This is a genomic window from Ruminococcus sp., from assembly GCF_024691275.1.
Lineage (GTDB): Bacteria > Bacillota > Clostridia > Oscillospirales > Ruminococcaceae > Ruminococcus.
Genome location: NZ_JAILNU010000032.1, coordinates 1 through 16293, shown reverse-complemented (window position 1 = coordinate 16293; position 16293 = coordinate 1). Strand labels below are relative to the sequence as shown.

Sequence of the window (16293 nt, the reverse complement as noted above, 5' to 3'; positions counted from 1 at the left end):
CCTCAGAAAGGATCGTCAGCCTTCGTTGTTTTATACTGTATATATCCCATTTTTGTGTTCTGATCTTGTTTTTGCCTGATATTCTGTGTAATTAGCCCCTCTGCGTTGCTCGCAGAGGGGCTTTGTGGACAGGCTGATATCGGCTCCTCACGGAGCCGATATTTTATTTATCATTGATGATATATGATCCGATTTACATATATTAGTATGCTACAAGCTCACTTTTGAACTCTTCGAGCTCATTCTTGCCGAATACGCTTACATCGAGCGAACCAAATGAATCAGCACGTAATACCCAACCGTTTTTCCAGTGTACATACTTATTTGTAGCCATAACGCCGTTTTTATCAAGATAGAAATAAAGGTGTTCCCACTCAACAAATGCTTTCTTTACCTTATGATAGTCCTTGTCGTATAAATAATATACACCTCCGTCTTCTATCCAGTTAGTGCATCTGTTTCCGTATTGATCGAATCTGTAAGTATATGTCTTTCCGTTTTCGGTAATATCTAAATCACCATTGTGTGCATACTCACCGTTTCCTGTAAAGTAATATGTTGTACCTTCGATTTCTTCCCAACCTGTTCCTGTATACTTTCCATCGCCGTCAAAGAAATATGTCTTTCCGTTTTCATACCTTGAAGAGTTCTTGACCATGCCGTTGATATCAAAATAACACAGCGAATAATCTTTTATGCCAAGTCCTATATGCATTGAACAGTCACTGTTGAACCTGAACCAATTTTCACTGCCATTGCGTTCAAGATTCAGGGTCTCGTTACAAGCAAGCTCATACTCATTTTTGAAGTAATAGCTCTTTTCGCCTGTATTGACCCAGCCGGTATGCTTCATTTTTCCTGTTTTATCGAAATATACTGTCTGATTTCCGATTCTCCTTGTGCTGTCAGTCACCATTTCGTTGTTTTCGTAATAGTACAATTCGCCGTTTATAAGTATTACTCCGTTATACTCGAAAATTCTGATCCTGCCGTTATCAATATTTTCCTTAATTGAAGCAGGGATATTATCTGTTGGCATTGCAATGGTAAGGCAAGACTGATCTTCACTTACACCAAGGATATTAAAGGCAACATCGCTGCCTATAAGTTTATTTGTATCAAAAGCTGCATACTGCTTTTTTCCACCGATGGTTACCATCGGATACCATGTCTCTTTCTCTACACCATCTACCCTTTTAGGGAAGATAGCCAATGGTTCATTTACATACATTTCATAGTTGCCGTTTGAAGAATTAATTCTCATTTTATTTCTGATGAATGATGTATTTCCGGATTGTGAATATAACTCATCGCTGCAATCGTAATCTCCATAGCAGGACATATCTATTACCTGCCACTTGTTATTGATAAATACGCAGTTATATGCATGACCGTCGCAGCCAAGGAGATAATTGTTTATATCAAGCTTGTCAAGGAGAAGTGAAACGGCAAGAGCATAGCTCTCACATTCAGTCTGATCTGTAAGGAAGCCGTTGGTAGCAGCACAGATATTTGCTCTTGGCTGGTCAAGAGTATTGTATACACCATTCGGGAAGAGAGAGAATTCGTCGCGCGAGCCAACAAATGAAGTGTAATCTGCTTTGTTGAATATGTAGCTGCAAACTTCTTCTATCTTTTCCTTATCGTTATTATTATCGTAACCGTATTTGTTATTGATCTCAGTTACTTTATTATTAATGATATTCTGAACAGGAGCAGCCATAAACTTTGTACACTTGAATGAACCGTTATTATCTTCCAAATATTTTGCGAACTCTGCATCTTCATTTTTGATCTCATTAAATGTCTTGCCGTTTATCCAATTAATGCCTGAACAGTCAGCATTTGTCCAATCCCAAACATTATAATCGTAATCCCATATCTCTCCCGAAGAAAACGCATCTTTATGGATATACTTGATATTTTCCGGAAGATTTACCGATATTTTGGCGTTCTCATCCACATCAATAAATGCATCTCTGATATTTGATGCGATAGATGTTGTTCCGTCAGCAATATCAAGATTGTATATTCCGTTACGATAGATCAGTGACTTATTTTTGTCAGCAGCACAAGCAACCTTTGCCTTACCGTCGCTGCTTCTTACATACCATATTCCTGTCTCCTCATCCTCCCAGACGTTTTTACTGAGTTCGCCGAATCTTGTTCCATTAAAAGCATATCTGCTGAAATTAATGTTTTCACCGAAATTGATTATAGCAAGATTTTTGCATCCGTCGAAAGCCCCGTCACTGATATTGATAAAACAGCTGTCAGCAAGTTTTCCGCCTGTAGCAATAGGCTGGAGATTTCCGTTATAAAGCTCACCCTCGTATTTTCCAACCTGTTTGAACCACTTTGGCTGAATGTAATTAATGATATTGAGCTTTACCATATTCTTACAAGCTGAAAATGCGTTGGTTTCAATACTTGCCACCGGTAAGATGCACCATGAGGCAACCTTCTTTTTTCCACCGTTTTCAACGATCTCAGTCTCTACCTTGCAGCATACTTCAGAAGGAAGAGTTATCACAGTCTTTTCCGAAACAAGTTTTTTAATACTTAGCCAGCCCTCTCCTATCTCCATGCTGAGCATATCGTTTGAAACGACACCTTTTTCATCCGGACCACTGAGATCAGTATACTTGTCAGTCAGTCCCAGATCCTCCTGAGCATATCTGAGAATATAGCAATAATCATAATAGCTGATCCTGCCATCTCCGTCAATATCGTACTTGCTTGTATCGTTTGTAACTGCGAATGAAAGATCCTTGAAGCCGTTATTGCTGTAGAGCTCATTTATCTTGTCTCTGATGACCTGATAATCAGCATAGTTTACCTTCGGACCATCATACGGAACGTCCTGTGCAAAATCATAAGCCGGAGGATTTTCATCAATTTTTTCCTTTACCTTGGCATATTGTTCGTTAAATACTTCATTGTCAACTCTGAACTCCCTTGAATGTGCATAAAGCTTGTCACAAGCAGTCTGCATCTCCTCTGCCGTCTTGTTTGCTGCCGCTGCACAGAACACTGTCTGTGTTGAAAGCGTCATTGCTGCAGCTGCTAATACTGACGAAATACGCGCTGTGATTTTTTTCTTCATAAATAAATTCCTTTCTGTAATTAGTATAATTCCTCAATACGGCAAATAGCCTGTCATTTTAATATGCCACTGCCGCTCATTTATTATATTCGCTATATTTTCTCTTTAACGGACAGGTCATAAAGCAGCTTTTTCTCAGTAAGTTTTTTTCACCGTGAGTACGAATCAATTTTTTATATTGATCTGTCAATTATCAAGGAAGAATATATGCAGTTTATTGTGATTATTAACAATTGAATATTACTGCGTTTAGCTACAATTGACAAAATATCAAGAAATAGATTCGCCTTTATCAGCTTTGCGCCTATAATTTGTAAAAAAATATGTATTGCTTAGCATCAGTAAACTTATATATATTTATCACCATAAAATATGTGCATCCCCACCAAGTTTAATCAATTTTTTTGTACTCATTAACTTTTTATGGAAATTAAAATTTTTTTGTGCTATAATATCCACATAAAAAAAGGAGGATATCTCATGATAAAGAAACTGATAGCTGCTTCTTTGAGTTTAACAATGCTCATTTCAACAGCAGCGGCAGATGGCTTCAACTTTCTGTATGCCGGCACGCGGTCAAAAGCACAACATGATCCGTCCGACAGCAGCTCTGAAACTCAGCTAAAGGGTAATAACTCCTTCGGAAAGTTTATCGAAAAAACTGCTTCCGAGGACAAAAATGAAGGCATCAGACCTTTGAGCCTTAAAGCTGATCCTGAAAACTACAAAGTTGCAAATCTGGATTTTGACCTTGTTTCGGGAAAGCTTACAGCTGTTACTTCACAAAGCTCGGCTTGTATTCTGAAGATATCGTTCATCAATGACGATAACGAGAACGACGTCTATGAAATGACTTCTCCCGTAAGTCAGGGCGAAAGATGTGAAACTATCCTTTCTGTTGACAAGAGTATGATGCCTGAATTTTTCAAGGTAACCGCTGTACTCACAGATGTCTACGGAAATGAACTCAGCGAAACATTCAGTATCAGCAAGTATATGCGCTTTATGCAGGAACTCAGCAAAGCTACTGTTGATGATTACAATGAGGATTACGTTGTTAACCTCGACAATGACGATACAACGAATTTCTTCGTTCTCAACGAAGAAACGGTCATAGCCGATATCAGCGATAATGAAAACACCCTTGTATCTGCTGATTATGACAATGACGTATACGTATTCGACAATATCAATGACAGCATCCGCTATCTTTCCGCAGGTGATTATTTCTATGCTCAGCCTGATGAAAAAAACATCGTTGCCGTTAATGTTGAAAGCGTAGACATTGACGGTGATACCGCAACTATCAGAGGCGGCAACGATCTTGATGATATGTTCGATATAATCAAGATCGACGTAGGCATGGATAACATTGATCCTTCCGAGCTTGAAGAAGCAGGAAATGAAGATAATATCGTTGTCAGCAGCCAAGACGCTGATGAAGAAAATGATGATTACTCTGTCATATATAACGGTGTCGGAGAAGACGAAAACGGAAAGCCTGCCCTCGAATACAGTGTACTCAGTTATGGTGATACAAATACTCCTAAATCAGATTTCAGTTTTCTGGGTTTCAATGCAAAGAAAGTATCAAAAGACGGTCAAAAAATAAAAATACCATTTGAATGGAAAATAGGCACACCTAAACCGATTGATAAAACAAGTTTTTATGAAAAAGATGAATTTGGCAGAAATAAAGTTGACGACTTTGTTAACATCAACAAGCCGCTATACAAATCAGCCGATAAAGATCAGTTTAAGTATGATCAGGAATCCAATTTACAAGCTGAAACTGGCTTTGAAGCTGCATTTTCAGCATCTATAAAAATAACTCTTGAAGGAAATCTTACATATTACAAGTACAAAAAGGATTACGAATTCGGTTGGGATGGATACACTGAAGCTAAACTGGAAGCAGAAGGAAATGCAAAGTTTGAATGTACATTTACAATGTTAGAAACGCCTATTCCTACTCCAATTCCAGGTATTTCAGTCGAGTTAAAGGGAGAAATTAAAATAGGTATTGAAGCTTCTGTTACGATTTCTACAGGTATTAAACTCCCATATAAAATCCATCGCGGCTCTTATGGCGGCGGAGAAGATAATGAAATAGAAAAAACTCAATCAAATAAGTTTGAGATAGAAGGAGATTTTTATTTTGAATTTACCCCTTCCGCCTCTTTTTCTTTATTTATTGATATTCTCTGCGTTTCGCTTGAATTTCCTATTAAATTTAAAGTAAGTGTAACTCCGTTATCTATGGAAACGTCAGCAGATACGGGAATCAAACCAGAAATAGGCGAATTATTTTTCTCAGTACCTGCACCTGAAAATGCTTCAAAATACGAACCACTCCACGCTTGTAAGCGTTGCTTAAAAATCACACCGAGCATATCAGTAAAAGTAAAAGTAAATCTGAAATTTCCTTTCGTAAAGAAAATGACATTGGAATTAGCTGAGAAGGAATGGGAATTTGAGGCGATACACTGGTCATTTACTACCAAGGTAATTGGAGTTGGCGAATGTCGAAATTACTTTTACGCTGCTGATTTTCACATTATAGGAAATGATGAAGTAAAAGCACAGGGACTTGTGGTTGAAGTTGATGGCGAAAAGCAGCTTACCGGAAGCGGTGACACAGTTTGCTTCTTCCTCAAGCCTGATAAATGGCATACTTATAAAATATATTCAAAGGATGAACTTATAAAAAGCGGTGACTTCTTTATACGTCCTGAATATACAAAATTTGATATCAAGCTTGACGGCGGAATATCAACGAACGAAAGTGAACCTGTAGTTACAACAACTACTGTTTATACAGAGCCTACAACTCATACTGTTGAATCAGCAATAGACACTATCATCAATGAGCGTCCTGAACACGCAATGCTCGAATACGGTCAGCTTGGTGACAATGTTCACTATTCATTGTATCCCGATGGATACCTTTACATATCAGGCTACGGTCCTATGAATAAGTCTGATGATCCTATACAGAATAAAGAACTTGTCAAGAATATTCTTTTTGAAGATTATTCAACATTAATGAAAGCAATAATAGCAGAAGATACTACAAATGAAAAGCTAATTGAAAAGTATGTTGAAAAATATCAGGACGAGCTTTGTGATCTTTACCTTGAAAAGCACAAAGATGATCTTTTGAAAACACTCAACGAGAATTACGGCATAGATCCAGAAGACTCTGATATTGACGAGATCATTGAAAATCACATCGCGGCACACTCTACGGAATTAGCTCATGAATACTACGACAGGCATACAGCTGATTATGGCGACAAGCTTGCTGATTTCAAAAAAGAACTCCTTTCGGATCTCGACGACAAGGTCATAACATCTATCGGCAATAATGCATTCAAGAACTGTGAAAACCTTGAATCTATCACATACGAGGGCTCACCTAACGAAGGCAAAAAAGCCTTTGATCTTCCCAACACGATCACTGCCATAGGAAGCAATGCTTTCTGCAATTGTAAAGCGCTTGACTTTGGCGATGTTGTTTTGGGCGACCGTGTTGAGTCTATAGGCACTGCTGCATTCATGGACTGCCCTGGTCTTAAAAGCATAAGAGTACCGATAAGTGTTAAAAGCATGGGACAGTATGTTTTCAGCGGCTGCGTTAATCTTACAAATGCTACAATCGAAGCAGACACAGATACACTCGGAATAGGAACTTTCTGGAAATGTCTAAAGCTTGAAGAACTGACATTGCCTATGTCCGTAAAAATAATAAACTATGATTCAGAACATCCTTACGAGCTTGTTAAGCTTTTTACTGAAAAAGACACAAATGATAGTAATTGGATCGTACCTGAAACACTAAAAAAGATATCGCTTCTCAGAGGAGATACTATCAATGATTATGCTTTCCGTCAATTCCATTCACTCGATATCATAGCACTTCCTCAGGAGATCAAGCATATTAATGAAGGAGCTTTCTCTGGTCTGACAAAAATGAATATCATCTGTTCTGACGAAACAAAGGATCTGACATTTTCTGAGCTCTTTGCCGATCTTGAAACAGTAGGCAAAAATGCATTTGACGGCTGCCAAAATCTTGAAATAGGTGACCTTGATTTCGGTGATAAGCTTGTTTCTATCGGAAAAAACGCATTCAAAGATTGCTTCAAGGTCACAAGGCTCCATATACCTGCAAGTGTTACCGCTATAGACAGTTTAGCATTCAACAACTGCAAAAAAATTGAAAAAGTTGCCATAGATACTGATATAGTATTAAATGAAGGAATACTCTATGGCTGCCCTAAAATCAGAGAACTCACTTTAGCAACGATAAATAATACAAAACCTATCCATACGCTTGATTCAAATTACGTAAATGCATTATTAACGATCTTCGCTGATTGTAGCCGCGATAATCCATGGACTATCCTGCCTCATTTTGAAAATCTGACATTTTTAAGCGGTAAGACAATACCCGAAAATTATTTTTTCCAAATAAACAATGTTGACGTTCTTGAATTACCTAATGAACTTAAATTTGTAGATTCATATGCAACTCATGATCTTATAAACTCAAGTACTCCAACAAAGGTAATATACCACGGTACAGAAGATGAATGGGACAAGATCGAGATCAAGGATCATAACGAACCTCTTGAAAAGTCAAAGGTCACATTTGCTCCTGCTGAAGAAACAAAGTGGATAACAGGCGACGCAAACGGTGACGGACAAATTGATATGTCGGATATCGTACTTATCATGCAGGCTCTTGCAAATCCCGACAAATACGGTATAAACGGAACAGATCCTACTCATATTACCGCAGAAGGCTTCAAATATGCTGATACCGACCAGAACGGTCTTACAGTAAACGACGCAGCAAATATTCAGAAATTCCTTCTTGGCATCAACAAGACTGTTTCCGGAAAATAATCGTATAAATACAGCTGCACTTTGCACAGCACCCGTTATTTAACGTCAAAGCCCCATATCGGAACAATAAATTTCCCGATATGAGGGCTTTTTCTTTGTATACACGCTTTATGCTACAGTTATACCTGCATATCTCTCCGAGAAAAGTATAGCGTTCATCACTGTTTCAGGAGAACACTCGCCGCTCATAACCATGTCGAATATTGAAGGCGAATATCCCGATACCAGTGCAGCTCCTGTCTCGGAGCGTGTCACAGGCATCGCGTCACATCTTGCGTTTACGTTCCAGAAAATTATCTCAGGCAGGTCGTAGCCGTACTTTTGGTAGAGCTTTCTCATTGCCTTGAAAAGTACATCGTTGTTTCCGCCGACAACGCAGTAGTCGAACTGCATATCTGAGATTATGTAGAGCTTAGAAGGCATATCCTCCCGTGATACTCTGTGCTTTCTGGCAGTATTGAGTATCAGCAGGAACACTGCTTCAAGGTTGGTATTTGCCACCTCGTTGAACGTGCGGCAGTACCGCACCTTCTTGACAATATTATCGCCCTTTATCTCAACAAGACGCGGAGTATTTGAAAATGTGATGAAGTGGTTGGCAAATGCGCCTCGATTGTGCTCTGCGAAGTATATTCCCAAAGACAGTGCTGCGTCTATAGGACGTATTCCGCCGCAGCCGCAGGTCATAGAGCCTGAACCGTCAATGACAGCTATGGCGTTCTCACGCTTTGAAGCTCTCAGGTCGGGCAGGGACTTCCATGCTGCATCAAGGGACATATTCTCCTCAGGAGAGATATTGCCTGCCATTGCTGCACGTACTATATCGTAGGGGAACAGTCTGTCGGCGTTGAGCTTTGCTGTGCCGTTGTGGACGTTATTCAGGTAACCCATATAACGCTCGTTATCGTTTCTGATAAAAGCGCGGCGGTACTTGAACATAGCGCATGAAGGCTGTACCTCATAATCGAATGTATAGTCACGCTCACGGAGACGGTTTTCCAGTATATCTGTGTATCTGCGGAGAGATGACAAAGTCTTTCTGTATGCAGGCTCGTTCATACCAAGCAGAGCTGCCATACGTCTGCCCTTTCTGCGTGTATCCTTTGAGGAAGCATTGACCGAGGGCAGCCACTTTGCAAGCAGAGAAACCTGTCCCTTCGCATTCATAGCTGCGATATCCTTGTCGAGCTGAGCCTTCACTTCCTTAGCTGCTGCGTTCTCCAGAGGAGTGCCGAGCAGTACGCACAGGTCATCGAAACGACCGTACTCAGCGAACAGAGGAATATTCTTCTCAACAGCCTTTGGAGCTATCTTCACCAGTGCGGAAACTGCACAGCGAAAGAAACGTCTTTCACCCAGACCGCCTCTTGCGTCACGGGCAAAGAAAATTATCTTCATGGTCTTGTCGGGGTTCTCGGCATAAGCGCGGGTTACCACGTTTGCTATCTCCTCGGCTGTGGAATTTCTCATAGCTCCTGCCTTGAAGAACATATCAAGGCAGAAGGACTCTGTTGAACGGTAAGCAGTACCGCCGTTCTCGGTATATGTCATGTTGGATTCCTTCTTCAAAAAGTTAAGCATAGTAATTCTCCTTTCAAGTCAGCATTTTTGTACCATACGTTTTCGCAGGACAGGATTCGAACCTGTATTCACCAATTATTTTATGCTGTTGCTGACTTTTTCGCGGCTCTTTTTTTACACAGTGCTCACCCACAATGGGGCAGCTCCCTGCGTCCCTGAATAATGCTGTCAGAGCCGAAAATAATTGTGCTGTAAGCGATGTAAGATCATCGTTCCTGATAAAAGTGAGCGCGTGAAACAAGCGCCAACGTGGAAGCGGTCGAGCTGGCTCAGCTCGCAAGATGCCTTATTCATTTTTTCAGATGAAATATTAACTTCTGCTGTGTGCGTCTTAACAAGGTGCATTTAGTTATGATTCTACGTTAACAGCATAGTCATGATGTCTGCTGTATGCACCTTAATTATATAATACAAGGCACTTTGTTATCGTGAAAGGATAATAAAAATTGCTGTTTGTGCCTTAAAAATAATGTGCTGTGAGCGAAATGCAAGCATCTCTTTTAATGATAGTGAGCGCGTGAAACAAGCGCCAACGTGGCAAGGGTGCAGCGTCACGCTGCCTGGAAGCGGCGAAAAATCAACCTTTAACTACTCCGACGGTGAAGAGCTTCTTCACAGGTTCTGTAATGTCAGTCTGATTTGCCATTACATCATTGATGTCCTTGTAGGCAAATCTTGACTCCTCTGCAACATCGGACTTATTATTCTTTGCAAGAACTACGTTCTGCTTCTTCAGGTCTACCATTACGGACTCCACTGAAAAAGTGTCCATAGCCTTTGTACGGGAATAAGCTCTGCCTGCTCCGTGTGAAGAGGACATAAAGCTGTCAGGATTGCCCTTGCCGCGAACTATGTAGCTGTATGAGCCCATAGCTCCCGGGATAATGCCCATATCCCCCTCACGGGCACGGATAGCACCCTTTCTGTGTACCCATACATTCTTGCCAAAGTGATTTTCAAGGGCTGCGTAGTTGTGGTGGCAGTTTATCTCACCTGAGAATACAGGAACTGCGCCTGTGTGCTTCTCGATGTGCTTTGTGAATATCTCCTTGATCTTTCCCAGCATGACAGCACGGTTCTCATAAGCGAAATCCATACAGAGCTGCATCCATGCAAGGTAGCGCTTGCCCTCATCTGTATCAACAGGCAGGAACGGTAAATTCCACTCATTTGGCACCTGTGAGAACCACTTGTCATTCAGCCCGTGAGCTATCTTATTGAAATACTGTCCCACGATATTTCCAAAGTGACGGCTGCCCGAATGGAGCATGATACCGCACATTCCTTCTTCGTCCTGCTGGAGCTCGATGAAGTGATTTCCGCCGCCGAGAGTACCTGCCTGAAAGTAGCCCTCCTCTATCTGTGGGATAAGCTCGCTGTCGGCTTCATAACGGCTCATTTCAGCCTTTGCACGGTCAAGCACCTCAGATGCCTGAGCATTTTTGTAATGGCCGAAGCCTGTTGGGATATTTCTCAGGATATCGCCGCAGATAGTCTGCACAAGGTTTCCGCTGCCTGTTACTGTTTCGCGGAGAAGCGATACAGGGATATCGGTCTGGACATAAGCCATGCCGCAGCCTATATCAACTCCTACCGCGTTAGGGATAACAACGTCCTCGCAGGCGATGACTCCGCCTATTGGCATACCCTTTCCTGCATGAGTATCCGGCATAAGTGCTATCCACTTATGTGCGAATGGTAACTTCGCAAGGTGCTCCGCCTGTTCGATACACTTCTCACCGACAGCTTCCATATCTGTCTGCCATATCTTTATTGGGAGCATATTTTCGTTCTTGTTGTAATGTACGAACATTTTCTTCACTTCTCTTTCCTTTAGCTTGACTTTAGTATACCACAGGAATACGGAATAATCATATAATTTTTTCTGCACACACTCATTTTCGTGTTGCAAAAGAAATGTTTTTCTGTTAATATATAAATGTAGAAAGGAGAGAAAAAATATGGCAGGATTTTCTGAGCTTATCAAGAATTTTGACAAGACCCGCGACTATATACGCGATTTTTTTATATATGGCTGCAAGATCCGCAGCGACTTTGAACGAAAAAGCATACGTACATACGGCGACGAAAAACGCCGCGTTGAAAGCTGGATGGGCGACTGTATGCGCTATGACGATTCAGTCCGCGGCAGAAGCGTGTCCATTTCCGCCGACAGCGGTCATATCCACGAAAATCCGCTTTATAACGCATATTACTCCAAGAGCTTCACTGACAACGACATTCGCCTCCACTTTCTCCTGACCGATATCCTACAGGACGGTCAGAAACGCACTCTCAAGGAGCTTGTGGATTCTCTGAATTCCGATTACGGACAGCTTTTTGACAAACAGACTGTCCGCAACAAGCTTCGTGAATACGTTGACGAGGGCATTATCATTGCCGAAAAAGTCGGTAAAACACTTTTTTACTCGCTTACCGAGCATATTGCCGACGATTATCTCCGCGATCTCAACGGACTTGACGACGCACTCAGATTCTTCTCGGAAACGCAGCATTTCGGCATTATCGGCAACAGTATCCTGAAAATGCTCGGACTGAAAAACGACATATTTTTCATAAAGCACAACTACATCATACACACCCTCGAAGATATCCTTATGCCCGAGATACTCGCAGCTATGGAAGAAAAGCGCTTCATATCGTTCCGCACGTTCTCCGCAAAAAAAACGACAGATGCCGCAGCTCTCAGCGCTGAAAATCAGGTGGTGCCAATGAAGGTACTCGTTTCCGTTCAGACGGGACGGCGTTATCTTGCGGCGTATATCCCTGCACTGAAACGGTTCTCCGCTTTCCGCCTCGACTATATGAAAACAGTGAAAAAAGGCGATATATGCGAGAGCTATGACGAGATAAAACTCAAATTCGAACGCAATATCCCCCGCTGCTTCGGCGTTTCTTTCGGAATGCGCAGGGATTCGGGCGCGGTCACTCCGATGAAAATTACCTTTTACGTCGATGAGGAGAAGGAACACTTTGTCCTCGATCGCCTGGAGCGTGAAAAACGCTGCTGCACCCTCGAAAAGACAGGCGAACACCTTTATACCCTCACAGCTGATGTTTTCGATCCCAACGAGATAATGCACTGGGCAAAGACCTTCATAGGCAGGATAGTGCGCATCGAAGGCGGCGCAGATGCTGTAAGGCGGCGTTTTTACAGTGATATATCACGAATGAACAGAATGTACGGCGGTGATGACAATGAACATATTCAGTGAGATATACGGCACTTATTTCCGTATCGCAGCAAAACTCCTTGAAAACGAAGCTGCTGACGAGAAAATGGTCCGTGAAACTGTACAGCGCGAGGGCTTCCGCGATTCTGTACTTTTCCTGCCGCAGAAGCTTATACCAAGCGGAGAGGACTGGGGACTTTTCAGACGCGGCAGTGATAACACGCTCAGGCGCATAACGAAAAAAGCACCTGTGAAGGTGCTGACAAAGCTTCAAAGAATGTGGCTGAAAGCAAAGCTCTCCGACCCGAGGATAAGGCTTTTCATGAACATAGAAACGCTCTCGGCTCTTGATAAAAAGCTTGGCGATGTTCCGCCTCTTTACAATATGGAACAGTTTCATTTCACAGACCGCTTTTCCGACAGCGATGATTACGTCAATGAGCAGTATATCGCTAATTTCCGCGCAGTACTCGAAGCAGTCAAAAGCCGCAGGATAATGTTTATCGAGTTTGTTTCGGGAAACGGAAAGCGTATCAACGGCAAGTTCGTACTGCTGAAAATGGAATATTCCCCTAAGAATGACAAATTCCGCGCCTACTGTTACCTGCTGCGCAATGACAAGGTGAGAAGCAGCGGCATCATCAATATCGGCCGTATATCTAAGATCGTTGATACAGGACGAGTCTTCAGGACACCTGTATCTGTTGAGGAATACTTTTCCGACCGCAAATGCAGCTCCCCTGCTGTTGTAAGCGTAACCTCGGAGCGAAACGGCGTCGAGCGCTTTATGCTGGAATTTGCTTCATACGAAAAGCATACCGTCCGCGACCTGGAAACAGGCAGATACACTGTTGAACTCTGGTATGATGCACAGGACGAGACCGAGCTGCTCATACAGCTGCTCAGCTTCGGGCCTGTTATCGAGATACTCGGTCCCAAGCATCTGCGGGAACAGGCTGCATCGCGCATAAAGCGCCAGGCGGAGCTCCTTGCGATGTACGGAGAGGAAACCAGGAACGATACATAAGAAAAACGGACGGGATCAATTATCCCGTCCGTTTTGGTAAAAGGTAAAAAATATGTCTTATAAGCTTTCGTATTTACTGACCCTCGTGGAAGAAGTATGGGAGCGCATCATATACATAGTGTCTTACATAGCCCCACCAGTGTGTCTTGCCCTGAGCTACCAAAAAGTAGAAGTTGCCCTTTGAGAAGTCAGAGGTATAAACGAACTGGCTCATCTTCTTCATTTCATCTATCTGAGGATTTACGTTAGGATAAGCGATATCTTCAGAACCTGTAGCTGCAAAAATGAAGTACTCATTCTTCTGAAGACCTGATCTGTCTATAGCATCTGCAATAGACTTAGCCTTGTTGTATGCAGAATTACCGCCCCAGTGGTCGCCGCTGAGAGGCATGAAGTAGCCTACGATATCGAGACAGTTTTCCAGAACAGCCCATGTTGAAACACTGCCCATTGAGAAGCCGCCGTATGCTCTGTGCATTCTTGAAGCCTTGAGAGATTCAGCAGATGTATCCTTGTTTGCATATGTAGAGTACTTGCCCTCAACAAAAGGAACAACACTCTGGCGGAACTCGCTGTAGAACTTGCCTGCCTCTGTCTTGTTGAAGGTAGGTGTAACAACGATCATTGGCTCCATTTCGCCGTTCATTATCATATGATCGAACATATTCTGCATCATTGTATCGTTCTGACCAAAGAGAGTATTCTCGTTCTCGTTGCCGCCGTGCATGAGGTAGAAGATGTTGTACTTCTTGTTCTCATCGTAGCCGTAAGGGAGATATACATTGAGGTTGTTGTAGCCGTTTATGCCGTTATAGCTTTCTTTTACGACATTTCCCTGCTTCTGGCACTGATTGAAGTAGTTGCCAGGAGCTTCCTTGAACTGAAGATTGCCGTTGTAGTTGAAGTTTGACTTTGGTGCAGCCGTAGTAGTTGTTGTTGTAGCAGTCGTTGTGGTAGTTGTGGAAGTAGTTTTCTTAGAGTTGTTTTCTTTTGGAGAAACTTCATTTTCATTATCCCCGCCTGCTGCCGCAGTTTTTATATTTGCCGACCAGCTCTCGGGAAGGCTCTTTTTAAGACCCAGCAGATACATCTGTATAGCCAGAGCATCGGAATTTGTGATACCGCCGCCTGCTTCGCTTACATCTGCATTGTAGATGCCTGCTCCGCTAAGCTTATGCTTGTCAGGATTAGCGAGTGTCTGCATTATAAGGACTACATCGCCCATATCGACGCTGCCGTCGTTGTTAGCATCGCCCCACTTTGTAACATTAGCCTCAAATGCTTCCTTAGGATCAACCTTTGGAGCTGTTGTGGTCGTAGTAGTTGTAACAGGCTTTGTAGTAGTTGTCGTAGTTGTAACAACAGGTGCAGAAGCTGAAACGTATTCGTCGATAACGCCTGCCCAGAACTCGCCTATCTTCTTATAACCTGCACCGTTAGGGTGGAGCTTATCGTTGCTGATATCGTTCATACCGTTGAGACAGCCGTGAACATCAGCAAACTTTACATTCTTGCCCTTGCTTGCATACTCATCAGCTACTTTCTTTACAGTGCTGTTGTAGTTTGCGATCTTCTGTGTATTTCCGCCGTAAGCTGTATGCTCGGGAACAGAAGCTAAGAAGATCATTCCGTCCGAAGGCATATCTGCCAGCATATAATCCAGCATTGCGCGGAGATCAGATGCACAAGCGTCCATTGAACGGTTTGCGGTAAGGTCGTTAGTACCTATCATAAGAAGAATGATATCAGGCTGTGCCTTCTTAACAGCGTCATTATTCTTGAGCTCGTTATATAAGCTTCCCTTGCCGCCCTGCTGCTGTCCCCAGCCGGGAACTTCCTTGATCTGGTAGCCGCTGAAGCCTGCATGATTATCATCGTATGTGATACCATTGGCGGTATTGCTGTTCTTGCCGTTAGGCCCCACCATGTCGATCTTGGTATACCCCATCTGGCTGAGCTTGCTGTAGAGATACTTTCTGTAGCCGCCTGTTTCGCCATCGCCGTTAGTGATAGAGTCGCCGACAGGCATTATCTTTATAAGCTGATTCTTTGCGAGATTGCCGGAAGGGCTCGGTGTATCGTTGTTTCCGGGATCGCTGCTTCCTGCAACTGTTCCCTTTCCTGTAGTAACGGAAGAAGCCTTGCCTGACTTGGATACCTGAACTGCGTCAATATAGAAGTCGCAGAGGTCGCCCGAGCTCTCAGGAGTTTCAATGTAAAGTATCATATCTCCGCTGTTTTCGGGGATAGTGAACTTTGTATTTGAAAGATCTGTCCAGACACCGCTCTTAGCCTCACAGTCAGCGATCTTTGTGTAAGAAGCTCCGTTGCCATCGCCCTGCTGGAGAGACATCTGCATTGTTACTGTCTTTCCTGTGTTCTGGAGAACTGCTGTGCTGAAGCTGTATGTCTGACCTGGAACGAATGTGCTTGAATCGAGAGGTATTGCACAACCATTCCACTCTGCGGATCTG

7 protein-coding genes are annotated in these 16293 nt (G+C 42.7%); 3 read left to right on the top strand and 4 right to left on the bottom strand.

Translation table 11 applies throughout. From position 1 onward, the window contains the following. Positions 1-202: 202 nt before the first annotated feature. On the bottom strand, positions 203-3106 hold the full coding sequence (locus K6G33_RS03960; protein ID WP_296776522.1) for a hypothetical protein: 2904 nt from the start codon (positions 3104-3106) through the stop codon (positions 203-205). Between the two features lie 480 nt (positions 3107-3586). Here K6G33_RS03960 and K6G33_RS03955 point away from each other — a divergent pair, with 480 nt between their 5' ends. Continuing rightward, a complete protein-coding gene (locus K6G33_RS03955; protein WP_296776519.1) occupies positions 3587-8017 on the top strand; it encodes a leucine-rich repeat protein in 4431 nt (1476 codons plus the stop codon). A gap of 108 nt (positions 8018-8125) precedes the next feature. Here the strand turns inward: K6G33_RS03955 and K6G33_RS03950 are convergent, their stop codons facing one another. Together K6G33_RS03950 and K6G33_RS03945 are read right to left on the bottom strand one after the other, a co-directional pair. Further along, positions 8126-9598: a DUF2828 family protein gene (locus tag K6G33_RS03950; RefSeq protein WP_296776517.1), complete on the bottom strand. Its 1473-nt coding sequence runs from the start codon at positions 9596-9598 to the stop codon at positions 8126-8128. 577 nt (positions 9599-10175) lie between these two features. After that, positions 10176-11411: an RtcB family protein gene (locus tag K6G33_RS03945; RefSeq protein ID WP_296776524.1), complete on the bottom strand. Its 1236-nt coding sequence runs from the start codon at positions 11409-11411 to the stop codon at positions 10176-10178. A gap of 148 nt (positions 11412-11559) precedes the next feature. Between K6G33_RS03945 and K6G33_RS03940 the strand changes: the two genes are divergently transcribed. Together K6G33_RS03940 and K6G33_RS03935 are read left to right on the top strand one after the other, a co-directional pair. Continuing rightward, the gene (locus K6G33_RS03940; protein WP_296776516.1) at positions 11560-12834 is read left to right on the top strand and encodes a WYL domain-containing protein; all 1275 of its coding nucleotides are present in this window, start codon (positions 11560-11562) and stop codon (positions 12832-12834) included. Beyond that, complete coding sequence (locus K6G33_RS03935) at positions 12818-13819, top strand: WYL domain-containing protein (RefSeq protein ID WP_296776513.1); 1002 nt, start codon at positions 12818-12820, stop codon at positions 13817-13819. Before K6G33_RS03940 ends, K6G33_RS03935 begins: the two co-directional genes overlap by 17 nt. Before the next feature lie 73 nt (positions 13820-13892). On the opposite strand, the gene K6G33_RS03930 is transcribed toward K6G33_RS03935, so the two are convergent. Then, a partial coding sequence (locus K6G33_RS03930) for an SGNH/GDSL hydrolase family protein (RefSeq protein ID WP_296776512.1) occupies positions 13893-16293 on the bottom strand: 2401 nt, incomplete at its 5' end.